Origin of the sequence: Paractinoplanes hotanensis, from assembly GCF_023717965.1 — a bacterium.
In the GTDB taxonomy this organism is placed as follows: domain Bacteria; phylum Actinomycetota; class Actinomycetes; order Mycobacteriales; family Micromonosporaceae; genus Actinoplanes; species Actinoplanes polyasparticus.
In genome coordinates, this window is the sequence record NZ_JAMQOL010000047.1 from 148,060 (window position 1) to 166,915 (window position 18,856).

Consider the following 18,856-nt stretch of genomic DNA (forward strand, 5'->3'; position numbering starts at 1 on the left):
TCCCTGTGCGGCGCGTCGCCGGGACGCCGTGGTGCCCGGCCTCGCGCGGGGTGAGCCGCGACGCGTCCCCACCCACCGCCACAACTCTGATCACCGGGGCGGGGAGAACCGCGGACCGGGCCGCAGAAACGCCAACGCCTTCTCCCATGAGGCGCGGACGCTGTGCGGTGCTGCCAGCCCGTCGCGTATGACGTCACCGATCGCGACGCTCAGGTGGGCGCCGGCCGGGTCGGCACCGGCGGGGGACGGGTGCGTCGGCCCGGCCACCCGGGCGGGCCCGCGGAGCGCCACCGCCGTCTCGCCGAGGCTGCGGTGCAGCAGGCTGGCACGCACGTACCGGCCGGTCGTCTCCTGGCCGGGCCGCCGATCGGTGAGGTGCGGGTCGTCCCGCAGCAGGGTCACCAGGTGCAAGGCGAGGCGCCGGCGGCCGTGCCGGTCGGCGGTGAGCGCGATGTCGATCAACGTGGGCCGTTCAGCCGCGAGCCACGCGACGGCGTCGTCGCGGCCGGTGAACACCGCGGGCGTGGCGCCGGGCGGTGACAGCGGTGGCTGCGCCGTGACGAGGAGACCGCTGCACCGGTAGGCCGCCGCCGCGGTGGCCACGTAGTAGCCGACGACCCGGTCGACGGCGCGATGGTCGGCGCCGGCGCCGTCCTCGGCGCTGAGGACGCGGGCATACGCCCGCAGGAGTTGGTGCAGGTGTAACCGGCCGGTGCGCAGCTCGAGCAGAGCGTGCGACATCAGGTCACCGACGACCAGCCGGGCCTCCGGCGCGGTGACACCGGCCAGCGCGGCGATGGAGGCGGTTGTCATGTCCGGGCCTGGATGCAGTGGTAGCAGGCGGAACACTCGGGCGGCCGCCGGGGTGAGCCGCTGATAGGACCAGGAGAAGGCGGCTGCCAGGCCGGCGTCGTCGGACCAGAAGCCGGCTGTCCGGCCGGGCCCGTCGCGCAGCTCCCCGGCAATCGTGGCCAGCGGCGTGTGCGGGTTGGCGGCGGCTCGCGCGGCGACCATCGCCAGGGCCAGCGGGAGGTGGCCGCAGGCGGCGATGATCTGTTGCACCGGTCCGGGCTCCGCGGCGGTCCGGGTGGCGCCGAGGCGCAGCGCGAGGAGGTCACGGGCCTCGTCGCTGTCCGGCAGATCGAGGCGAAGGGTCTTGTCGCCGGTACCGGACCCCGAGCGGCTCGTTACGATCACCACGCTGCCGGGCGTACCGGGAAGCAGTTCACGGATCAGGTCCGGGTCGTCGCAGTTGTCCAGTACGAGCAGAACCCGGCGGCCGGCAAGCACCGCACGGTATCGACGGGCGAGTGCCGCGACGTCGCCCGGCAGGGTCCGTGGCAGCTCACCCAGGGAGGTCAGGAAACCACGCAGGGCTTCGGTCGGGCGGACCACGGCGGTCGGGTCGACGCCGCGCAGATCGGCGTACAGCTGCCCGTCCGGGCTTGCCGCGGCGAGCCGGTGTGCCACGTGGATCGCCAGCGTGGTCTTGCCGATCCCGGGCATCCCGTTGATGTTCAGGACCGCGGGCCCGGCACGGCGCTGCCGTTCGATGATCTCCAGCGCCCGGTCGACCACCGGAGGCGGGGCGGCGAAGAATGGATGATCGGACGGCAGCTGGGCCGGTCGGCTCCGGTACGCCCCCGGCCGGGGGCCGGTGGTGGCGCGGGTCAACGCGTCATGTGCCGCGCGCAGTTCCGCGCCCGGGTCGATGCCGAGTTCCTCCGCGAGACGAACGCGGACGGTGCGGTACACCGCCAGCGCCTGGGCCCGTTGCCCGTCGGCGGCCAAGGCCCGCACGTGGCGGCTCTGCAGGGCCTCGTCCAGCGGGTGGGGCAGGGCCGCGGACCGCAGCGCCGGAAGCACCCGGGACACCTCGCCGATGGTCAGGGCGAGGTCGGCGGCGTCCCGGGTGGCCTGCGACCGCTCGCCGTCGATGCTGGTGAAGACGGGGCACGGCCGGCCGGCCGGTTCGAGGCCGGACGCGCACACACCGCGCCACAGGCTCAACGCGTGCAGGTATCGCTCCAGTGCCGTGTGCTTGTCGGGGTGCCGGCGGGCCTGTGTCACGAGATCACGGAAGGCGAGCAGATCGAGAGTGGCCGGCCGCACCGTCAGCCGGTACCCGGTCCCGACCCTGGTCAGCAACGAACCGGTGGCGCGGGTCGGCAGGCCCGGCTCCATAGTCCGGCGCAGCAGACCGATCGAGCGGTGCAGCACATTGGTGGCGCTCGGCGGCGGCTCGGAACCCCAGACCGCGTCAACGAGCTCGTACTGGCTGACGACGGCGCCGGATCGCGCGAGGAGCAGACCGAGGATCAGCCGCTGCTGCCGTGCGCCGGCGTCCCGCTCCGTGTCCCCGTGCCAGATGCGGACGGGCCCAAGAATGCCGAACCGTACCTGCATCGCGGTGCCCCCTGTCGTCGCCGTCCTGCCAGCATGCGCAGCGGCCGGGTAGCGAAGAATGAGTCACATGACTGAGATCGGTGTGGGCAGCATCGCGGCACCGAGGCCCGGGGGCTTACCGGGGCGGTGCCCGGCGCAGATGCCGAGCCCCACCACGGGAACCCGGCGCTGCTGGTCGGCCGTGTGGTCTCGCTTCTTCGCGGTGCAGGTCGTCGGTCAGCCGCTGAGCACGCCGGGCACGGTGCCGAGGCGGCCGGACGAGCGGTGACCCGGTGTCAGTGCTGGGTGGGCGCCCCGATCCGGTCCAGGACCGCAGTCGCCACGTCGTCCGGTGCCTCTTCCGGCGCCCAATGCCCGACGCCGGGCAGCGGCAGGAACCGGTACGGGCCGTGTACCCAGTCCCGGGTGCCGAGGGCGGCACGGCGGCCCACCGCGGGATCCTTCGTACCCCAGATGTACGTCGTCGGCACCGCGACCGAGCCGATGCGTGGCACCCGGCCGGCGGTCAGGGCCCGGTACCAGGCGAGCGCCCCGGACAACCGTCCCGGTTCGCGCAGCGCCGTGACGTATTGGTCCGCGGCCGGGCCGAGGCGCCGCATCATCAGACGTATCGCCCGGCCGTCGCCGGCCAGCAGAAGATCCCCTGCCCGGGTGGTACGCAACAACGGCACATAGCCCAGCCGGATCCGTTGACCGACATCGTTTTTCAGGGCCGTGGTTAGCGCACGCGGGTGCGGCAGCGAGATTGCGGTCAGGGTGCGGACCCGGTCCGGCTGTTCGGCGGCGAGTCGCCAGGCCACCTGGGCGCCCCAATCGTGACCGACCACGTGCACCGAACCCAGACCGAGCTCGTCCAACAGGGCCACGGCATCAGCCTGCGGCTCGGTCAACACGTACCGCGCGGTGTCCACCGGCCGCGCGCCCGGCGAGTACCCGCGCTGATCCGGCGCGTACGTGCGCAGACCGGCGGCGTGCAGCCGGGGCAGCAACTGATCGAACTCCCGGTGGTCCTGGGGAAAGCCGTGCAGCAACAGCACCGGCACCCCATCGGCCGGCCCGGCCACCGCCACGTCGAAGGTCAGCCCGCGGGCGCGTACCCGCATGGTCAGGACGCCAGCCAGTCCGCAATGCCGGTGGAACCCAGTCGCGCGCCGGCGCCGGGCACCAACAGCCGTTCGCCGAGGGCCGCGCCGAAGAACGGTGTCGCCGATTGGTCGGTGACCACCGTGCGTTGGTTGCCGGTGGCCGCGAACAGGCGGCGGGCGAACTCGTCGAACGCCATCGCCTCCGGTCCGGCGACCTCCACGATGCTCCCGGCCGGCGGTTCCGTCATGATCGTGGCCAGAGCGTCCACCAGGTCGGTGACCGCGATCGGCTGCACCATCGTGCTGGGCAGCCGCACCTGCGTGCCGTCGGCGCTGCTGTCGACGAGCATCTTGACAAAGTCCATGAACTGGGTGGAACGCACGATGGTGTAGGGCACGTCGCCGTCGCGCACGGCCTGTTCCTGGGCCAGCTTGGCCCGGTAGTAGCCCAGGTCGTGCGGACGGTCGATACCGACGATGGACAAAGTCACGTGGTGCCCGACGCCGGCACTGCTCTCCGCGGCCAGCAGGTTGCGAGTCGACGTCCGGAAGAACTCGGTGGCCGGCTGCTCGGACATGTCCGGTGAGTTGGTGACGTCCAAGACGGCCGCGGCGCTGTCCAGCGCTTTGTCCAGGCCGGTGCCGTTGATGGTGTCGACGCCCGTCTCGGGCGCCGCGGCGACGACGTCGTGTCCCTGCTGGCGTAGCTTGGTGACCACGCCACTGCCGACCCGGCCGGTCCCGCCGACGATGACGAACTTCATGGTTGTCTCCCGCTTCCGTGACGGTGGATGACCCTGACGGTAGGGAGATCGAGTGCCTATCGACTGACGAAGCTGTGACGACTGTCCGGCGCTGTGCCGGAAACCGGCCCCGGTGAACCGTCGGCCCCGGGTCGGGCGCGGCACCAGGATGGGGACGGTCATGGCCAGGACCGGGACGAAGCCGCCATCGGCGCGATCATCGGCGGCCCCCGCGGTTCGGCGCCGGCCCCGACCGACCCGCCACGAGTACGACGTGGCCCCGGGCGGGCCGCATCCGCGGCGGAGTTCCCGGCGTCTTCCCGAAGCTCGGCGTGACCTCCCGCGGTGACCTGGCCCTGGTGCTCGGGTCGGCGCTGCCCGACCCGGGACAGCCGCCGGACGTGAGTCGTTTTTCCAACTCCGCTGTGGGAAACTGGCCGGGCGAGCGGCCGCCGCGGCTTCCACCTGGGCACCCGCAGTGAGGGAGGCCGGCAGATGACCAAGACGAGCAGAAGCACCGCGCGGGCGGGTCACCGGTCAGCGGTCCTGCGCGTGCTGCGTGAGTCGGACGAGGCGATGAGCATCGCCGCGATCGCGAGCCGGCTGGAGATCCATCCGAACACGGTCCGGTTTCACCTGGAGACGCTGGTCGAGGCCGGACAGGTCGAGCAGGCCCCGGTGCCCCCCGCCCGGCCCGGACGTCCGCCGTTGATGTTCCGGACCCGGCCGGGCATGGACCCGGCCGGTCGGCGTAACTACCACATCCTGGCGGAGATGCTGCTCGACGGCTTGGACGACACCGACGAACCGGCGGACGCCGCGCTGGAGATCGGCCGCCGGTGGGGGCTGCGCCACGCCGCGCCGCCGCCCGGGATGGCCGCGGCGGAGGCGGCGGCGTGGCTGGTGCGCGAGCTGGACGACATCGGGTTCGCGCCGGCGACGGACCGGGCCGACGGCATCGCCATCCGCAACTGCCCCTTCCTGGAGCTGGTCGATCAACACGGCCGGGCGATCTGTGCCATGCACCTCGGATTCATGCGCGGGCTGATGGAAGGCGCCGGGGAGCCGCTGCGGATCCGCAGCCTGATCCCCTTCGATGCGCCGGACCGCTGCCGGGTGATCACCGGCTGAACCCGGCCCGGCCGACGACCCGGCGGCGAAGAACGACTCCGCGACGGCGTTATCCCAGCATTGGCCGAGTCGGCTGACCGGCGATCGCACGCCGTGCCGACCGACGTTCTGACGCTGATGTACTGGTGGCCTGCCGGCGGCCCGCATCCGGCATGCGATGCGTTCACAGCCGGGCCTCGGGCCAGCGTCGGACAGTGGGAAGTCAGGCAGCGACGCCGAACGGGAGCGCGTCCGTCATGACGCTCCGGGTGGAAAGACTTGGTGATGGGTCAGGCCGCTCGGGTGACGCCGGGCGACTGAACCGTTTCCGGTGTGACCGTTGTCGGCGCCGGGGTGGTGCGTCGTCGAGCTCGGTGAGTGCCGCGGTAGAACAGCTTGGACCAGGGATCGGGAGATTTGTTCGGGTCGATCGTTGGAACGGTCATGAGGAGTCTGCCTTTCTGGAGGTCTCGGGTGTGCCTTGTCGGGAGTGCTCCGTGTCGTCACCGACGCTAGGAGGGGTGAGTGCCAAAGCAGTTCCGACCGAGTGTGGGCTTGTCAGGCGCCTGATCCCGGGCATCATCGGTGGCGAGGGTGCGAGCCGGTCGAAGCTGGGCGCTGGACACGGAGGCCTCCACTGCGTCGGGTACAGGTTCAGGACGCTACGAAGGGGCAGTGCGTATGCACTGAGAATCGAGTGTTCTGGTCATGACCGGGGAGGCTCCGGTCCTGGCACCGGTGCTACCGGATACAGAGCCGGGCATGGTGGGGCTCCAGCGAGCTCAGGACAAGCAGGTCGACGATCGGTGGGCCGGCCTTCCCGCGCGAGCCGATCGGGCGGGGATTCTTGGCACTGCTCTGTCACTGATGTTGCACGGACGGCTTCTAGCTTCGAGCGAAGCGGTGAATCATCCGCCGATCACGGAGAGCAAGAACCCGGCTGTTGGAGGACGGATTGCGAACCATATCAACCATGGACGCACCGGTGTGGCCGTTGGAAGTGACGGCATTGACGGAGGCGCCGGGTGTGCGACTCGGTGGCGAGATCGACCTGTCCACGCTGCCGCTTCTCGAAATGGCCCTCGGACTTCTCGTAGGTGCGGCCGGTGACTTCATCGTGGATCTTGCCAAGGTGACATTCATTGACGTACGTGGGTTGAAGGCGCTCGCGTCCGCGGCGATCGAGCTGCATGGCGCTGGTGGAAAGGTCTACTTGCGCGGAGTGAACTCGCTGACCCTGCACGTTCTCGGACTGTGCGGGTGGAACGGACTTTTCGAGTTCACCGACTCGCAGCCGTCCGGTCGCGAGGTTCATCGGTCAACCAGGTGAGCAGGCTCGTGGTCGTCCGGCGGGCACCTGCGCGGGAAGAAGAGCCCGCTCGTCGATCGCGGCGCCGAAGAACGGCCGCGCGGTCGGTGCGGTCATGATCCTCGGCCGGAGCCCTGCATAGCCGGCCAGTTGATGGCCCCACTCGTCCAGGCCGAGCTCGTCGGGTCCGGCGATCTCCTGAATGCCGGCACCGGCCGGTGCGCCGGCCACCTCGGCGAGGACCCTGCCGAGGTCGGACGCGGCCATCGGCTGGATGCGCAGTGCCGGCAACCGAACGACGTCATCTTCGGTGTTGACCTCGATCAGGTCGGCCAGAAACTCGAACGAGTGCGTCGATCGAATGATGGACCACGGCATCGCCGCAGGGCTCACCACCTTCTCCTGGACGAGTTCGGCACGGCAGTAGCCCAGCCCGGCGCGCGTTCCGCGCCGACGAATGAGGTCAGGACGTGGTGGTGCACCCCGGCACTTGCTTCGGCCGCCGCCGGACACCTTCCTCGTCGTCCGGGAGCAGACCGATCCGGCGCCGTGGCCGGCACGGCCTCTCCTGAGAACCGTCAGGGAATCTCGTCCTTCGTGAGAAAAAGGCCGGGAAGAGCGATGGGTGGCGGACCATACTGTCCGCCACCCATCGCTGGATCACTCGCCGTTCAGGACCCGATCAGGCCGTTTCGCGCGCGGCGCGCTCGATGAACGACGTGGAGATACCGGGCTGGGAAGCGAACACCGCGTGCGAGCCGCCCTTGACGCTCTTCACGACCCCGTGCGCCCGCTCTGCCATGAAGTGCTGAACGGCCGGCGGGATGTTCTTGTCGGCCTCAGCGATCAGGAAGTAGCTCCGGACGCCGTGCCACGCCTGCGGGCCGGTCGCGTCCTCATTGAGCGCGGAGGCCGTGATCGGGCGTTGTGCAACGGCCATCAGGGCCGCGTCCCGGGCCGGGACGTCGGCGGCGAACTGCTTCCGGAACAACGCCTGGTCGACGTACTGGTCGACGTCGCCGTCCGACAGGGGAACCGGCCGCAGGGTCTCGCCGAGGGTGCTGCCCGGGTACTTGGCGGAGAGGTCCGCCGCGCTTTCACCCGGTTCCGGGGCAAATGCGGCGACGTAGACCAGCGCTCTGACGTTGGCGTTGCCGGCTGCTGCGGTGGAGATGACCAGACCGCCGTACGAGTGCCCGACCAGAACGACTGGTCCCTTGATGCTGGTCAGCAGAGCTTTGAGTGCGGTGGCGTCTGAGGCCACCCCACGAAGCGGATTCGCGGCGGCGACGACCGGGTAGCCGTCGTCGAGCAGCCGCCGGGTGACGCCGTTCCATCCGCTGGAGTCGGCGAACGCGCCGTGCACCAGGACGATCGTCGGTTTGCTCCGCGACTGTCCGTGCGTGGCGGAGGCCGCGGACGGCCCGGCGGTGCTGAAGATGCCGGCGGCGAGCAGAGCCGACGCGGCGAGCCCGAGAACTCGGGTCCTCCTGATGCGGGACATGACTTCCCTACCTCTTGTCGGTGCCGAGGGCTTCACGGAGGACGGCGATGGCCTGGGCGGTGGCGCCCTTGGCGGCGTGGGTGTCCTTGAGGGGGTTGAGCATCATGAAGTCGTGGCAGATGCCGTCGTAGCGGACGGTGGTGATGGGGACGCCGGCGCTGCGGAGTTTGGCCGCGTAGGCCTCGCCCTCGTCGCGCAGGACGTCGGCCTCGTCAACGAGCAGGAAGGCGGGGGGCAGACCTTCGAGGTCGGCGGGGGTGGCGAGGTTGGGTGATGCGGTGATCTCGCTACGGGAGGCGTGGTCGGGGGCGTAGTTGTCCCAGAACCAGGCCATGGCCTTGGCGGTGAGGAAGGGGCCGTTGGCGAAGGTCCGGTAGCTCTCGGTGTTCTGGCGGGCGTCGGTCACGGGGTAATACATGGACTGCTGGACGAAGGTGACGTCGCCGCGCTGCTTGGCGAGGATGGCGAGGGCCGCGGTCATGTTGCCACCGACCGAGTCACCGGCGACCGCCATACGGGTGGGGTCGAGGTTCTCCGTGGCGCCGTGGGTGGTCACCCAGCGGGCGGTGGCGTAGGCCTGCTCGATGGCGACGGGGTAGTGGGCGTCGGGGGAGGGGGTGTACTCGACGAAGACGACGGCGGCGTTGATGCCGACGGCGAACTCGCGGACGAGCCGATCGTGGGTGCCTGCGTTGCCCAGGACCCAGCCACCGCCGTGGACGTAGAGGACGACGGGCAGGGTGGTGGTGGTGTTCTGAGGCTTGACGATGCGGACCCGCACGTCGCCGACCTCGGCGGGCACGGTGATCCACTTCTCGTCGACGGGGAGGAGTTCGACGGGCGCGGCCTGGACGTCGTCGAGGACCTTGCGGGCGGCGGTGGGGGTGAGTTCGTAGAGGAAGGGCGGTGTGGAGGTGGCGTCGGCGAAGGCCTGGCCGGCGGGTTCGAGTACGACTTCGGACATGGGGTGTGCCTCCTGGTGCGGTGGGATGTTCCGCTGTCGACGCTAGGCAGCGGGTGTGCGCATCCAGTTCCAAACGAGTGTGTCGATGCCGGGCCGGCTGAAATGGTCGTCATCCGGGTGGCTCAGCCATGTAGCACGAGGGCATGGTTGTCACTCCGCCGTCGCGCGATTCTCTTCAGGAAATACCGATCCCCGAGGAGTAGTTGCGAAAAGCGCGCACGACCTGCCCGTACCGGATCTGAGTCAGAAACTGGTCGTGGTGACCGGTGGCAGTGACGGCATCCGATTGGCCCTCGCCTCGAGGGGTGGGGCATCATAAGCAACGCGGCCCACCCCGGGGCGACCCTGACCATTCTGTACGCGTCCGGGCCGAACCTGGGCCACGGCCGGCCCTCGCCGCACGACGCGATCATGAAAAGGCTCGCGGGCTGGGGCATCGTGGCGCAGACCGTGGATCGGGGCGTGCAACCCGTGCTGTACGCGGCAACGAGCCTCGAAGCTCGCGGCGGGTGCCCGTACGGCCCGAACGGTTTCGGCCAGTTCATCGGGCCTCCGACCGAGTTGAAGGTGTATGCCTCCGCGCGGCGCCCGGGGGAGGCTGCCCGGCTGTGGGACGCCTTGGCACGGCTGGCACGCACGGAATATCCCGCTCTGACGGGCGCGACCGGAGGAGAGTGACAGTCATGGACAGGGCCCGTCTCGCGGACTTTGTGCGCAGCCGCCGGAGGACGTCGGACTGCCGTGCGGGCAGCGTCGCCGCACCGGGGGCCTGCGCCGCGAGGAGGTCGCCGTGCTGTCCGACATGTCGATCGACTACGACAACCGCTTGGAGCAAAAGCGCGGCCCGCATCCGTCGGAGCAGATGCTGGCCGCGCTGGCGCGCGGACTGCGCCTGTCGCTGGAGGAACGCGACCACCTGTTCCACCTGGGCCGTTACGCGGTTCCCCAGCGTGGCCGGCTAGCCGATCACGTCAACCCGGCCATGATGCGCATCCTCGACGGCCTCGACGGGACGGCGGCGCAGGTGATCAGCCACCTGGGGGAGACGCTGCGCCAGACCCGGCTGGCCGTGGCGCTACTCGGCGACGACAGTGTTCATACGGGAATCGAAATCAGCACCACCGTTGGTTCACCGACCCGGCCGCGCGGCAGCTCTTCCCCGTGCGGGATCACGCCAGGATGAGCCGGCGATGGCTTCGCACCTGCACGCGGCATACACCGATGGCGGGCCCGGCTCGCAAGCGGAAAAGCTGACCGAGGCGCTGCTGGCACGCAGCCCGGAATTCGCCGAGCTGTGGCGCGGGCATCCGGTCGCAAGGCTTTACTGTGCGCCGAAACGGCTGTTGCACCCGCAGGTCGGGCTGCTAGAGCTGCACTGTCAGATGCTGGTCGACCCGGACCAGTCGCAGTCTCTCGTGCTCTACACCGCGACGCCGGGCACCGACAGCTATGACAAGCTGCGATTGCTGTCGGTTGTCGGAGCTCAAAGCCGGTGACCGACCGAACCGATCGGCTTGCGCGGTAAGCGGGGTCAGGCCCTGCTCAGGCTGCGCACTGACGTCCGCGTCCTCGCCGTGCTGGACGAGCAGGTCGACGGCGCCCAACTGGCGCATGTCCAGGAAGAACGGATCCGCCACGCGGCCAGCCCAGACCCGGAATCCGTCCACGCCGTCGACGGCTTCGGAGGTTCGCCCCTGCGCGATCTGCACCCCGGATGCGGAGTCGTCCGCGGCCTCGGCGCCCTCGAGCCGGAACGCCCGATACTGCTGCGCACCGCCGATCTCGGCGTCGAAGACCAGTCGGAAGCCCAAATTCTCCGTCTCGGAGTCGTCAAGGTGCACCTCGAACTCGTAGCGGCCCTCGTCGTGCAAGCCCAGCGGCTTTTCGGCGCCGGCGAGCGAGGTACGCACGTTCACGATGAGCACCGTGGCGTCCCGGTCGTCGAAGACGTACTGGTCGGTGATGTTGAGGCGCGGGTCCTGCCGGGCTAGAGGGGAGTCGAGATGGTGGGAAATGGCGGATCCTTCCGTAGAGGCTCTGTCCCGTACAACGTGTTCCAGGCGAATCGCTTCGGTTCTGTGGTGTGCGCAACGAGTTCACATCCGAAGTGGACGTCACCGACGCCGTGACGTTGAAAGGGCACGAGGTCGGGCCGTCGGAGAGGAGCGCGGTGGTCGGTGTCAGTGCCGCACTTCTTCGGCACTTGCCAGTCACTACGCCGTCTTAACTTGGCTGCAGCCGCATTCGTCGCACGGACTGATAGCTGTTCACCGCCGTGAGGACACCGACGTGACCGAGTTGTCGTACGAGAATCTCCTGCTGGTCTGTCTGGTCGGGGCCCTAGTCCCGCTCACCCTCGGGTTGCTGCCCCGGGTGCGGCTGCCCTCCGTCGTGCTCGAGATCACCGCCGGAGTCCTGCTCGGGCCGGCCGTGCTCGGCTGGGTCCGGGCGGACGCGCCGGTGGCGGTACTCGGCTGGCTCGGACTCACGTTCCTGCTCTTCCTGGCCGGGCTGGAGGTCGATCCGGCACATCTGAAGAGCAGCCTGGTCCGCACGGCGGGACTGGGTTACCTGATCACGCTGCTGCTGGCTACCCCGGTCACGCTCATCCTCTTCGCGGCCGGCTGGATCGAGGACCCCGCGCTGCTGGTGGTCATCCTGTCAGCGACCGCGATCGGCTTGGTTGTCCCGGTCATCCGCGACGCCGGTCAGGTGTCCACGCCACTGGGCCAGTCGGTGATCGTAGCGAGCACGGTCGCCGACGTGACGTCGATCGTCCTGCTGTCGGTCCTGTTCGGCACGCACGGCAGCACGGCCTCCCGCACCGCGCTGTTGCTCACCTATGGCGTGGTCATCGCCGGGATGACAGTGGTCGTGGCGACGGCGGGGCGGCTGCCGCGGCTGCAACGCGTGCTCGTCGCGCTGCAGGACAGCACCGCGCAGATCCGGATCCGTCTGGCGGTGGTGCTGCTCGTGGCGCTGACCGCGCTCGCCGCCCGCTTCGGGCTCGAGACCATCCTCGGCGCGTTTGTGGCCGGTGTCGTGCTCAGCCTGCTCGACCGGCGTACGGGCGAGCACCCACAGTTCCGCCCGAAGCTCGACGCACTCGGGTTCGGTCTACTGATACCGGTCTTCTATGTGACCACGGGCCTCAACCTCGATCTGCCCGGGTTGCTCGCCGACTCCTCGGCGCTGTTGCGCGTACCCGTTCTGCTCCTCGCCCTGCTGGCGGTCCGTGGCGTGCCGGCCCTGCTGTTCGTCCGGTCGATCGGGATGCGGCGCTCGATCGCGGCGGGCTTCCTGCAGGCGACGTCGTTACCGTTCATCGTTGCCGCCAGCCAGGTCGGCGTGGCGGTCGGCCTGCTCTCCCCGGTGTCGGCCGCCGCGCTCATCACCACCGGGATCCTCTCCGTCGCGATCTTCCCGACGGTCGCCTTCGCCCTGCTGCGGGAAGCGCGGGCATCGCAACCGCCGGGTCAGGGCTGAGCGGGTACGGGGGCGGCGAGCTCATGCTCGCCGGGGGCATGGCGCAGGGCCTGACGGGCGAGGATCTGCTGGGAGCTGATGACCGCTTCCGAGCGGCCCCGGCCCACGAAGCTGACCGCCCACCGCAGCAGCACGGTGGCCCGGTTACGCATCAGCGGCAGATAGTAGAGGTGCACTGCCAGCCACATCAGCCAGCCGAGCACCCCGCCGATGCGGACCGGACCGATGTCGGCGATCGCATAGAAGCGCGACACCGCCGCCATGTTGCCTTTGTCGAAGTAGGAGAACGGCTTCGCGGTGGACTTGGCAGTGAGCCGGCGTGCGACCGTCCGCCCGGCGTAGGTGCCGCCTTGCATGGCGACCTGCGCGACGCCCGGCAGGTTGTCCAGGCTCATCGCCTCACCCAGCACGAATATCTCGGGGTGACCGGGGACGGTCAGGTCCTCCCCGACCAGGATGCGCCCGGCGCGGTCGGTCTCGGCGCCGACCGCCTCGGCCAGGCGCCGCGCGAGAGTCGTGCCGGCCACGCCCGCCGCCCAGATCTTGGTCATCGCCTCGATCCGCTCGGTTGACTGCGCAGACTCCACCTTGACGCCGGTCTCGTCCAGGTCGACGACTTTGTCGCCGAGCCGCACCTCGACACCGATCTTGCGCAGCTTGGTGAGGACCCGCTCCGACAAGCCCGGATCAAATGTCGGCAGGACCCGGTCGACGGCGTCGATCAGGATCACGCGCGCCCGCCGTGGGTCGATGCGGCGGAACCGGCCGGGCAGCGAACGGTGGGCGATCTCGGCGATCTGCCCGGCCATCTCCACACCGGTCGGGCCGGCGCCGACGATCGCGAACGTCAGCCAGCGCTGGACGTCCTGCGGATCGTCAGCGAGCTCCGCCTGCTCGAAGGCGCCGAAGATCCGTGCGCGTACTTCGAGGGCGTCGTCCATGGTCTTCAGGCTCGGGGCCCACTGGCCGTACTCGTCATGCCCGAAGTACGACTGGGTGGCACCGGCTGCGACGATCAGCGTGTCATAGGGCACCTCGTAGCGGGTCCCGTCGGGGCCGGCCGCGGTCACGGTTCGGGACCGAGGATCGACGTCGGTGGCCCATCCGAGAAGGACCTTGGCGTTGCGCTGCTTCCTGAGAGCTTCACGTACCGGGATCGCGACCTCGCCAGGCGCCAGCACACCGGCCGCGACCTGGTAGAGCAGCGGCTCGAAGATGTGATGGTTGGTGGCGTTGATCACCGTGACGTCCACGGGTGCCCGGCGAAGCGCCCGGGCGGCGTTCAGGCCTCCGAATCCAGCACCGACGATGACGACTTGGTGCCGGTGATTCTCTGGCATTTCACACGCTCCTGGGGCTGTCGGCGATCGCAACTACATTGACCGAGTAGCGCTCCGGTTCGTACAGCTCCGCCTTGCGCCGCCCGTCACATCGAGCAGAGCCAACCGGCCAGGCCGGTGGTGGTGAGCTGGGCTGAAGGGCCTGGTAACAGCGGTCGATGCCCGACTTCCGAGCCGAAGAACGGGCGCACGGAAGGTCCGTGCGCACGCGGAGCCCGCCGTCCGCGTGTGGGGCGACCGCCGTCGCGGTCTCGTCGATCCCGGCGACCTCGCAGCCAGCGTTCAGGGCGGTCAACCGGCTACCTCGGCCAGATCGGGCAGCGTAAGCGCCTGCAACTGCCGCGGGGCAGATGCAGGGCGCCGTCGGCGGTGCGGAGCTCCATGAGAGTGATGCAGCACCGGCCCGTCCCGGTCAGGAAGGACCGGGTGGCCGCGACTTGTTCCGAACGCGGTGAGTTCGTCGCGTCCACCACGACGTCCGCACCCTCCAGCGCCGCGTCAAGCCCAGCACCGGAGAACACGTCCGTGCCGATCGAGAGCGACGGGATCGTCTGGTGCCAGTCGCCCGATCCGCCCGGTGACGTCCGCGACCACGATTCACTTTGACAGTCATGGGTCTCACAGCCATGGCCCGAGGCTATCGAGCGTCAGTGTGGATCCAGTGCTGATCGAGTGCGCGCGGAGGTCACCGTCGACGCGTATGCCCGCAGCAGGCTGTGCATCTACGCTGGTCCCCCGCTTCGACGGAGCGGGGGGTTACCTGCTCCCGGTCGGGGAAGGGGTGAGGTTGTCTGGCTCGGTCTGGGTGTGCCAGGCGGTCTCGTACTCGTCCGGGCTGAGGTAGCCGGGCGCTATCGGCGTCTGGTACGACCCGCTGGAGGTTTTGCGGGCGTGGGCTGACAACGTGATCGGTGAGGCGCTTGACGGTGGACATTTCCTGCCCGAGGACAACCCGGCGGCCACGCTCAGCGCTCTGCAGGCCCTTCCACGGGTCGAGATGAGCACCGTAGTTCATTTCCGGATCGAACGGATGAGAACGGCAGAGAACTCTGGTACGCCGGACCGGCATTCGCGCCGACTCAGGCGGACAGCCAAACCCGGGCTCGATCGAGCAGCTCGCCCGGCGTAGTGGCGGTGACGGTGGCCGCGAGCGCGCCGATGGTGACTACGCGCAGGGACTCGCGCCAGGCCCGGTCGGCGGTATCCATGACCGCGGCGATCGGGCATGGGGTGTCACACCGTTCCGGGGGAACCGCCATCGGCCCGCGCTGACGCACCTCGGTGCACCGGAACGCCGGCTGTGGCCCGTCGATCGCCTCGACGACGTCGAGCACCGTGATCTCGGTCGCAGGCCGCGTCAGCAGGTAGCCGCCCAACTGCCCCGGCGTCGATCGCACGAGGCCGGCCCGGGACAGCAGTTGGAGCTGTTTGGCCAGGTAGGTGGCCGACACGTCATGCAGCTCCGCGAGCTTGGCCGCCGCAACTGGCTCGGTGGCCGAACTGAGCACGACGCAGCAGTGCAGCCCCCACTCCACCCCGCCGGTCATCTTCATGGTCACAGCCTACTTGACTCGGATGAAAGTTGTCCGCAATGATTACGGATAAAAATTGTCCGCAATTAGAGGTGGAGTCATGCGCATCGTTGTCGCCGGAGGAACCGGCCTTATCGGCTCGAAAGCCGTCGCCCTACTGCGTGCGCGGGGCCACGATGCCGTGCCCGCCGCGCCGGAGACCGGCTTCGACACCATCACGGGCCGAGGAGTGAAGGACGCGCTCCAGGCCGCAGACGTCGTCATCGATGTGACCAACCGGGTGGTCTTCGACCCGGAGACAGTGATGAACTTCTTCACCACCTCCACCCGGACCCTGCTCGATGCCGGACGCGATGCCGGAGTGCAGCATCACGTGCTGCTCTCGATCGTCGGGGTCGACCGGCTCTCCCACCCCGGCTACCTGAACGCCAAGGCCGCCCAGGAACGACTCGTCGCCGGCTCGGGCCTCGCCTTCACCACGGTCCGGTCCACGCAGTTCTTCGAGAACCTGCCAGCAATGGGGGCCGGCATGGTCCGTGACGACGAGATCGTGCTGCCGGACGCCGACCTGCAGCCAATCGCCGCCGCAGACGTCGCCGCCGCCCTGATCGAGGTCGTCACCTCCACCCCGCGAGACGGGGTGGTCGAGATCGCCGGCCCGGAACGCGAATCCTTCGCACGCTTCATTCGCCCGGTCCTAGCCGCGCAGGGCGACGTCCGGCCCGTCCGAACCGACGCGACAGCCGGCTACTTCGGCGTGCCGATCGTGCGCGACTCACTGGTGCCGCTCGGCGAGGCACGCATCGGCCGAACGGCCTTCGATGACTGGTCCGCTTCGCAGACCTCGTGAGTCCCCGCTCTTCCCTTCCGTCAACGACCTCAGGAGCAGTCATGTCCACACCCGTGCACACCACCCGGCCCCGGCTCGACCTGCGGACCGCCGCCCCCAAGGCCGCGAGAGCGCTGTACGCCGCCGACCAGGCCATCCTCGACTCACCACTCGACCCGACCCTCCGCGAACTGATCAAGCTCCGCGTCTCGCAGCTCAACCACTGCGTGCACTGCATCGACCTGCACAGCCACGACGCCCTGGACGCGGGGGAGAAACTCAACCGCATCCTCCAACTCAGCGCATGGCGTGAGTCGACGCTGTTCACCCCGGCCGAGCAAGCGGCACTCGAGTACGCCGAGGCCGCGACCAAGCTCACCGAACACGGCGTCAGCGAGCCCGTCTGGGCGGGCGTCCGCGACATCATGACCGACGAGGAACTCGGCGCGCTGGTCGTGCAGGTCGCCCTGATGAACGCCTTCAACCGGTTCGGGGTCCCGTTGCACATGCCCGCGCAGCAGCGCGACTAGAGCCGCAGGTCACGGCCTTGCGGACCCGCAAAGGGCCCGCATTGGACCAGGTGCTGTCTCGTAGATCGCGGTGGCGATCATGAGCGTTGAGCGTTGAAGACGCCGAACTCCGATCGCACAGGCCGGAGGTGACGTCACCGGCGCTATCCAGCAGCAGCTCGAGAGCCGGCAATGTCGCCAGGTCAACCGCACAGAACAGCTGCAGGCCGGGTGGGCCGACCAAGGCGGTGACCTCCAATCACCAGTCCGGCGACGTCGTCAGGGCAACGCCGGTCCCCTTCTTCGTCCCGGACCACTCGTCACTTGATGGTGTCCGGCACGACGGTGGGAGCGTGGCCAGAGGGAGCAGCGGCGCCATGATGCTCCCCACCGCGCTCAGCCGTTGGCACTCCGGACCGATCATCAGATGTCACCGGCCCGCCCATTGCGGCGTTGCGGTGGGGAGCCTGACCTGCCGAGCTACAGCGGTGTCGGTTCCGCTTCGACCGCACTATCAATGCTCACCGCGTTGGTGCCGGATTCGCACGACCCCGCCTATTATGCGTCCATCCTCGATCACGGAATTGGCATGCTTCGGCTCCCCATCGCCGTATGGCACGCATCACCGCTGTCACGACTACGCCCCGCAGTGCGTCCTTCGAGCATGAACATCGAATCCGCTCGGAAATGGCTGCGGGGTGGGCTCATCGCCCTGGCAGCACTGCAGACGTTCGCCTCGGCCTGGCAATACATCTTTCCCCGATCCTTCTACGACGACTTCCCGACCGTGAACCTCGATCCGCCGTACAACGAGCATCTGATCACCGACATCGGCGGACTCGGGCTCGCGCTGGCAGGCATCCTGTGGTTCGCGGCCTGGGCGCTGGACAACAAGGTAATGATCTCTGCACTGATCGGCTATCTGATCTACGCCGCCCTGCATTTCCTGTTCCATGTCCGGCACTTCGAGCACTTTTCGCTGCCCGAGGCCCTTGGCGTAGGCACCGGGCTCGGCGCAGAGGTCGTCCTCGCGGTCGCACTGCTCTACCTGGCTGGGCGCGTATACCAGGCGCAGCGGACGGCGAAATGAGAAATTTCTGGAACCTCATCACGTGGATTCTGGTAGGCGCGGCCGCGCTGCTGGCCGTGGTCCTGCCGCTGGTCACCACCGGACGGGCGGCGATCCTGCCAGTGCTGCTGCTGGCAGTGCCGATCGCGCTGATCGACGGCATCCGTCGCTACGGCTGGAAGCTGATGTTGTTCTTCGCCGTCGAGACGCTGCTGATCAGCAATTTCTTCGAGAACCTCAGTGTGGAGACCGGCTTCCCGTTCGGTCACTACCACTACACCGGCGGCCCCCAGTTGATCCATGTGCCGATCTACATCGGCCCGGTGTACTTCGGGCTCGGCTATCTTTGCTGGCGCCTGGCCGGTCTGTTGCTGGCCGGTAGCGGACGCCGTGCGGGGGACGTCGTCGCGGTGCCGGCGCTGGCCGCGGCCCTAATGACGGCGTTCGATCTGGGCAGTGACTCAATCGCGTCGACGGTCAACGGGATCTGGGTGTGGGAACGTGGCGGCGGCGTCTTCGGGGTGCCGTACACCAACTACCTCGGCTGGTGGTTCGTCACCTGGCTATTCTTCCAGGTCTTCGCACTCTGCCTAGTCCGCCGCCCATCGGTGCGAACCGAGGCGACCGCCGCGGCGGCGCCCATCGTTTACGCCGCCCTCGCCGCCAATGCCATCTCCTACTTCGTGACCGCCGACGACATTACGATCACCGACCCGTCCGGTGCTGTCTGGAGCCACCAAGCACTGGCCGAGACCATGATGACCATCAACTTGTTCATCGTGCTGCCTCTAGCGCTGCTTAGCCTGCGATCCGGCAGATCGGATGTCGCCGGAGGCCCCCGACCGGTCCGAGAGTCGTCCCCGGGGAGCGCGGCGGAAAGCTGACCTCGCCCCATTGACACTGAGCCGGCGGTAGACCCGGTGGACGTGTGAGCCGACTGCGCGATGCAAGATGAACAGCCGGCCCGGGC

General features: G+C 69.1%; 19 protein-coding genes. 11 read left to right on the top strand and 8 right to left on the bottom strand.

The annotated features are described in order from the left end of the window. Nucleotides 1–90: 90 nt before the first annotated feature. The 3 genes from LXN57_RS32560 to LXN57_RS32570 form a co-directional block, all read right to left on the bottom strand. Nucleotides 91–2,406, bottom strand: coding sequence for an AfsR/SARP family transcriptional regulator (locus LXN57_RS32560; protein WP_251802027.1), 2,316 nt, complete (start codon nucleotides 2,404–2,406; stop codon nucleotides 91–93). Between the two features lie 275 nt (nucleotides 2,407–2,681). Further along, nucleotides 2,682–3,509: an alpha/beta fold hydrolase gene (locus tag LXN57_RS32565; protein ID WP_251802028.1), complete on the bottom strand. Its 828-nt coding sequence runs from the start codon at nucleotides 3,507–3,509 to the stop codon at nucleotides 2,682–2,684. Nucleotides 3,510–3,511: 2 nt separating this feature from the next. Beyond that, entirely contained in the window at nucleotides 3,512–4,255 is a 744-nt protein-coding gene (locus LXN57_RS32570) for an SDR family oxidoreductase (protein ID WP_251802030.1), read from the bottom strand. A 474-nt stretch (nucleotides 4,256–4,729) separates the two neighbouring features. Between LXN57_RS32570 and LXN57_RS32575 the strand changes: the two genes are divergently transcribed. Both LXN57_RS32575 and LXN57_RS32580 read left to right on the top strand, forming a co-directional pair. After that, the gene (locus LXN57_RS32575; RefSeq protein WP_251802031.1) at nucleotides 4,730–5,365 is read left to right on the top strand and encodes a helix-turn-helix transcriptional regulator; all 636 of its coding nucleotides are present in this window, start codon (nucleotides 4,730–4,732) and stop codon (nucleotides 5,363–5,365) included. Nucleotides 5,366–6,317: 952 nt separating this feature from the next. Further along, nucleotides 6,318–6,674, top strand: a complete 357-nt coding sequence (locus LXN57_RS32580) for an STAS domain-containing protein (RefSeq protein WP_251802032.1) — start codon at nucleotides 6,318–6,320, stop codon at nucleotides 6,672–6,674. Here LXN57_RS32580 and LXN57_RS32585 read toward each other — a convergent pair. The 3 genes from LXN57_RS32585 to LXN57_RS32595 all read right to left on the bottom strand — a co-directional run bounded on the left by LXN57_RS32585 (nucleotide 6,663) and on the right by LXN57_RS32595 (nucleotide 9,121). Further along, nucleotides 6,663–7,166: an SDR family oxidoreductase gene (locus tag LXN57_RS32585; protein ID WP_251802033.1), complete on the bottom strand. Its 504-nt coding sequence runs from the start codon at nucleotides 7,164–7,166 to the stop codon at nucleotides 6,663–6,665. The two genes, LXN57_RS32580 and LXN57_RS32585, sit on opposite strands and share 12 nt — an antisense overlap. A gap of 169 nt (nucleotides 7,167–7,335) precedes the next feature. Beyond that, nucleotides 7,336–8,157, bottom strand: a complete 822-nt coding sequence (locus LXN57_RS32590; protein WP_251802034.1) for an alpha/beta hydrolase — start codon at nucleotides 8,155–8,157, stop codon at nucleotides 7,336–7,338. Between the two features lie 7 nt (nucleotides 8,158–8,164). Further along, nucleotides 8,165–9,121 (bottom strand): alpha/beta hydrolase, encoded by a 957-nt coding sequence (locus LXN57_RS32595; RefSeq protein WP_251802035.1) that lies wholly within the window; start codon nucleotides 9,119–9,121, stop codon nucleotides 8,165–8,167. 411 nt (nucleotides 9,122–9,532) lie between these two features. Between LXN57_RS32595 and LXN57_RS32600 the strand changes: the two genes are divergently transcribed. The 5 genes from LXN57_RS32600 (at nucleotide 9,533) to LXN57_RS32615 (ending at nucleotide 12,607) form a co-directional block, all read left to right on the top strand. Next, entirely contained in the window at nucleotides 9,533–9,799 is a 267-nt protein-coding gene (locus LXN57_RS32600; RefSeq protein ID WP_251802036.1) for a Rossmann-fold NAD(P)-binding domain-containing protein, read from the top strand. A gap of 112 nt (nucleotides 9,800–9,911) precedes the next feature. Next, nucleotides 9,912–10,304 (top strand): helix-turn-helix domain-containing protein, encoded by a 393-nt coding sequence (locus tag LXN57_RS48220; RefSeq protein WP_308206669.1) that lies wholly within the window; start codon nucleotides 9,912–9,914, stop codon nucleotides 10,302–10,304. 7 nt (nucleotides 10,305–10,311) lie between these two features. Further along, nucleotides 10,312–10,617: an MmyB family transcriptional regulator gene (locus tag LXN57_RS48225; RefSeq protein ID WP_308206670.1), complete on the top strand. Its 306-nt coding sequence runs from the start codon at nucleotides 10,312–10,314 to the stop codon at nucleotides 10,615–10,617. Nucleotides 10,618–10,695: 78 nt separating this feature from the next. Beyond that, complete coding sequence (locus LXN57_RS32610) at nucleotides 10,696–11,112, top strand: hypothetical protein (protein ID WP_251802037.1); 417 nt, start codon at nucleotides 10,696–10,698, stop codon at nucleotides 11,110–11,112. Nucleotides 11,113–11,410: 298 nt separating this feature from the next. Continuing rightward, entirely contained in the window at nucleotides 11,411–12,607 is a 1,197-nt protein-coding gene (locus LXN57_RS32615) for a cation:proton antiporter (protein ID WP_251802038.1), read from the top strand. Here LXN57_RS32615 and LXN57_RS32620 read toward each other — a convergent pair. Together LXN57_RS32620 and LXN57_RS32625 are read right to left on the bottom strand one after the other, a co-directional pair. Continuing rightward, on the bottom strand, nucleotides 12,598–13,947 hold the full coding sequence (locus tag LXN57_RS32620; RefSeq protein WP_251802039.1) for an NAD(P)/FAD-dependent oxidoreductase: 1,350 nt from the start codon (nucleotides 13,945–13,947) through the stop codon (nucleotides 12,598–12,600). The two genes, LXN57_RS32615 and LXN57_RS32620, sit on opposite strands and share 10 nt — an antisense overlap. A gap of 1,079 nt (nucleotides 13,948–15,026) precedes the next feature. Next, complete coding sequence (locus LXN57_RS32625; protein ID WP_251802040.1) at nucleotides 15,027–15,500, bottom strand: RrF2 family transcriptional regulator; 474 nt, start codon at nucleotides 15,498–15,500, stop codon at nucleotides 15,027–15,029. A 79-nt stretch (nucleotides 15,501–15,579) separates the two neighbouring features. On the opposite strand from LXN57_RS32625, the gene LXN57_RS32630 reads away from it, so the two are divergent. From LXN57_RS32630 to LXN57_RS32645, 4 genes are all read left to right on the top strand, one after another. Then, entirely contained in the window at nucleotides 15,580–16,329 is a 750-nt protein-coding gene (locus tag LXN57_RS32630; protein WP_251802041.1) for an SDR family oxidoreductase, read from the top strand. A 41-nt stretch (nucleotides 16,330–16,370) separates the two neighbouring features. After that, the gene (locus tag LXN57_RS32635) at nucleotides 16,371–16,838 is read left to right on the top strand and encodes a carboxymuconolactone decarboxylase family protein (RefSeq protein ID WP_251802042.1); all 468 of its coding nucleotides are present in this window, start codon (nucleotides 16,371–16,373) and stop codon (nucleotides 16,836–16,838) included. Nucleotides 16,839–17,481: 643 nt separating this feature from the next. Then, nucleotides 17,482–17,907 carry a hypothetical protein gene (locus LXN57_RS32640; protein ID WP_251802043.1) on the top strand — a complete coding sequence of 142 codons (426 nt, stop codon included), beginning with the start codon at nucleotides 17,482–17,484 and terminating at the stop codon, nucleotides 17,905–17,907. A gap of 56 nt (nucleotides 17,908–17,963) precedes the next feature. Then, nucleotides 17,964–18,770, top strand: coding sequence for a carotenoid biosynthesis protein (locus tag LXN57_RS32645; protein WP_251802044.1), 807 nt, complete (start codon nucleotides 17,964–17,966; stop codon nucleotides 18,768–18,770). Nucleotides 18,771–18,856 lie beyond the last annotated feature (86 nt).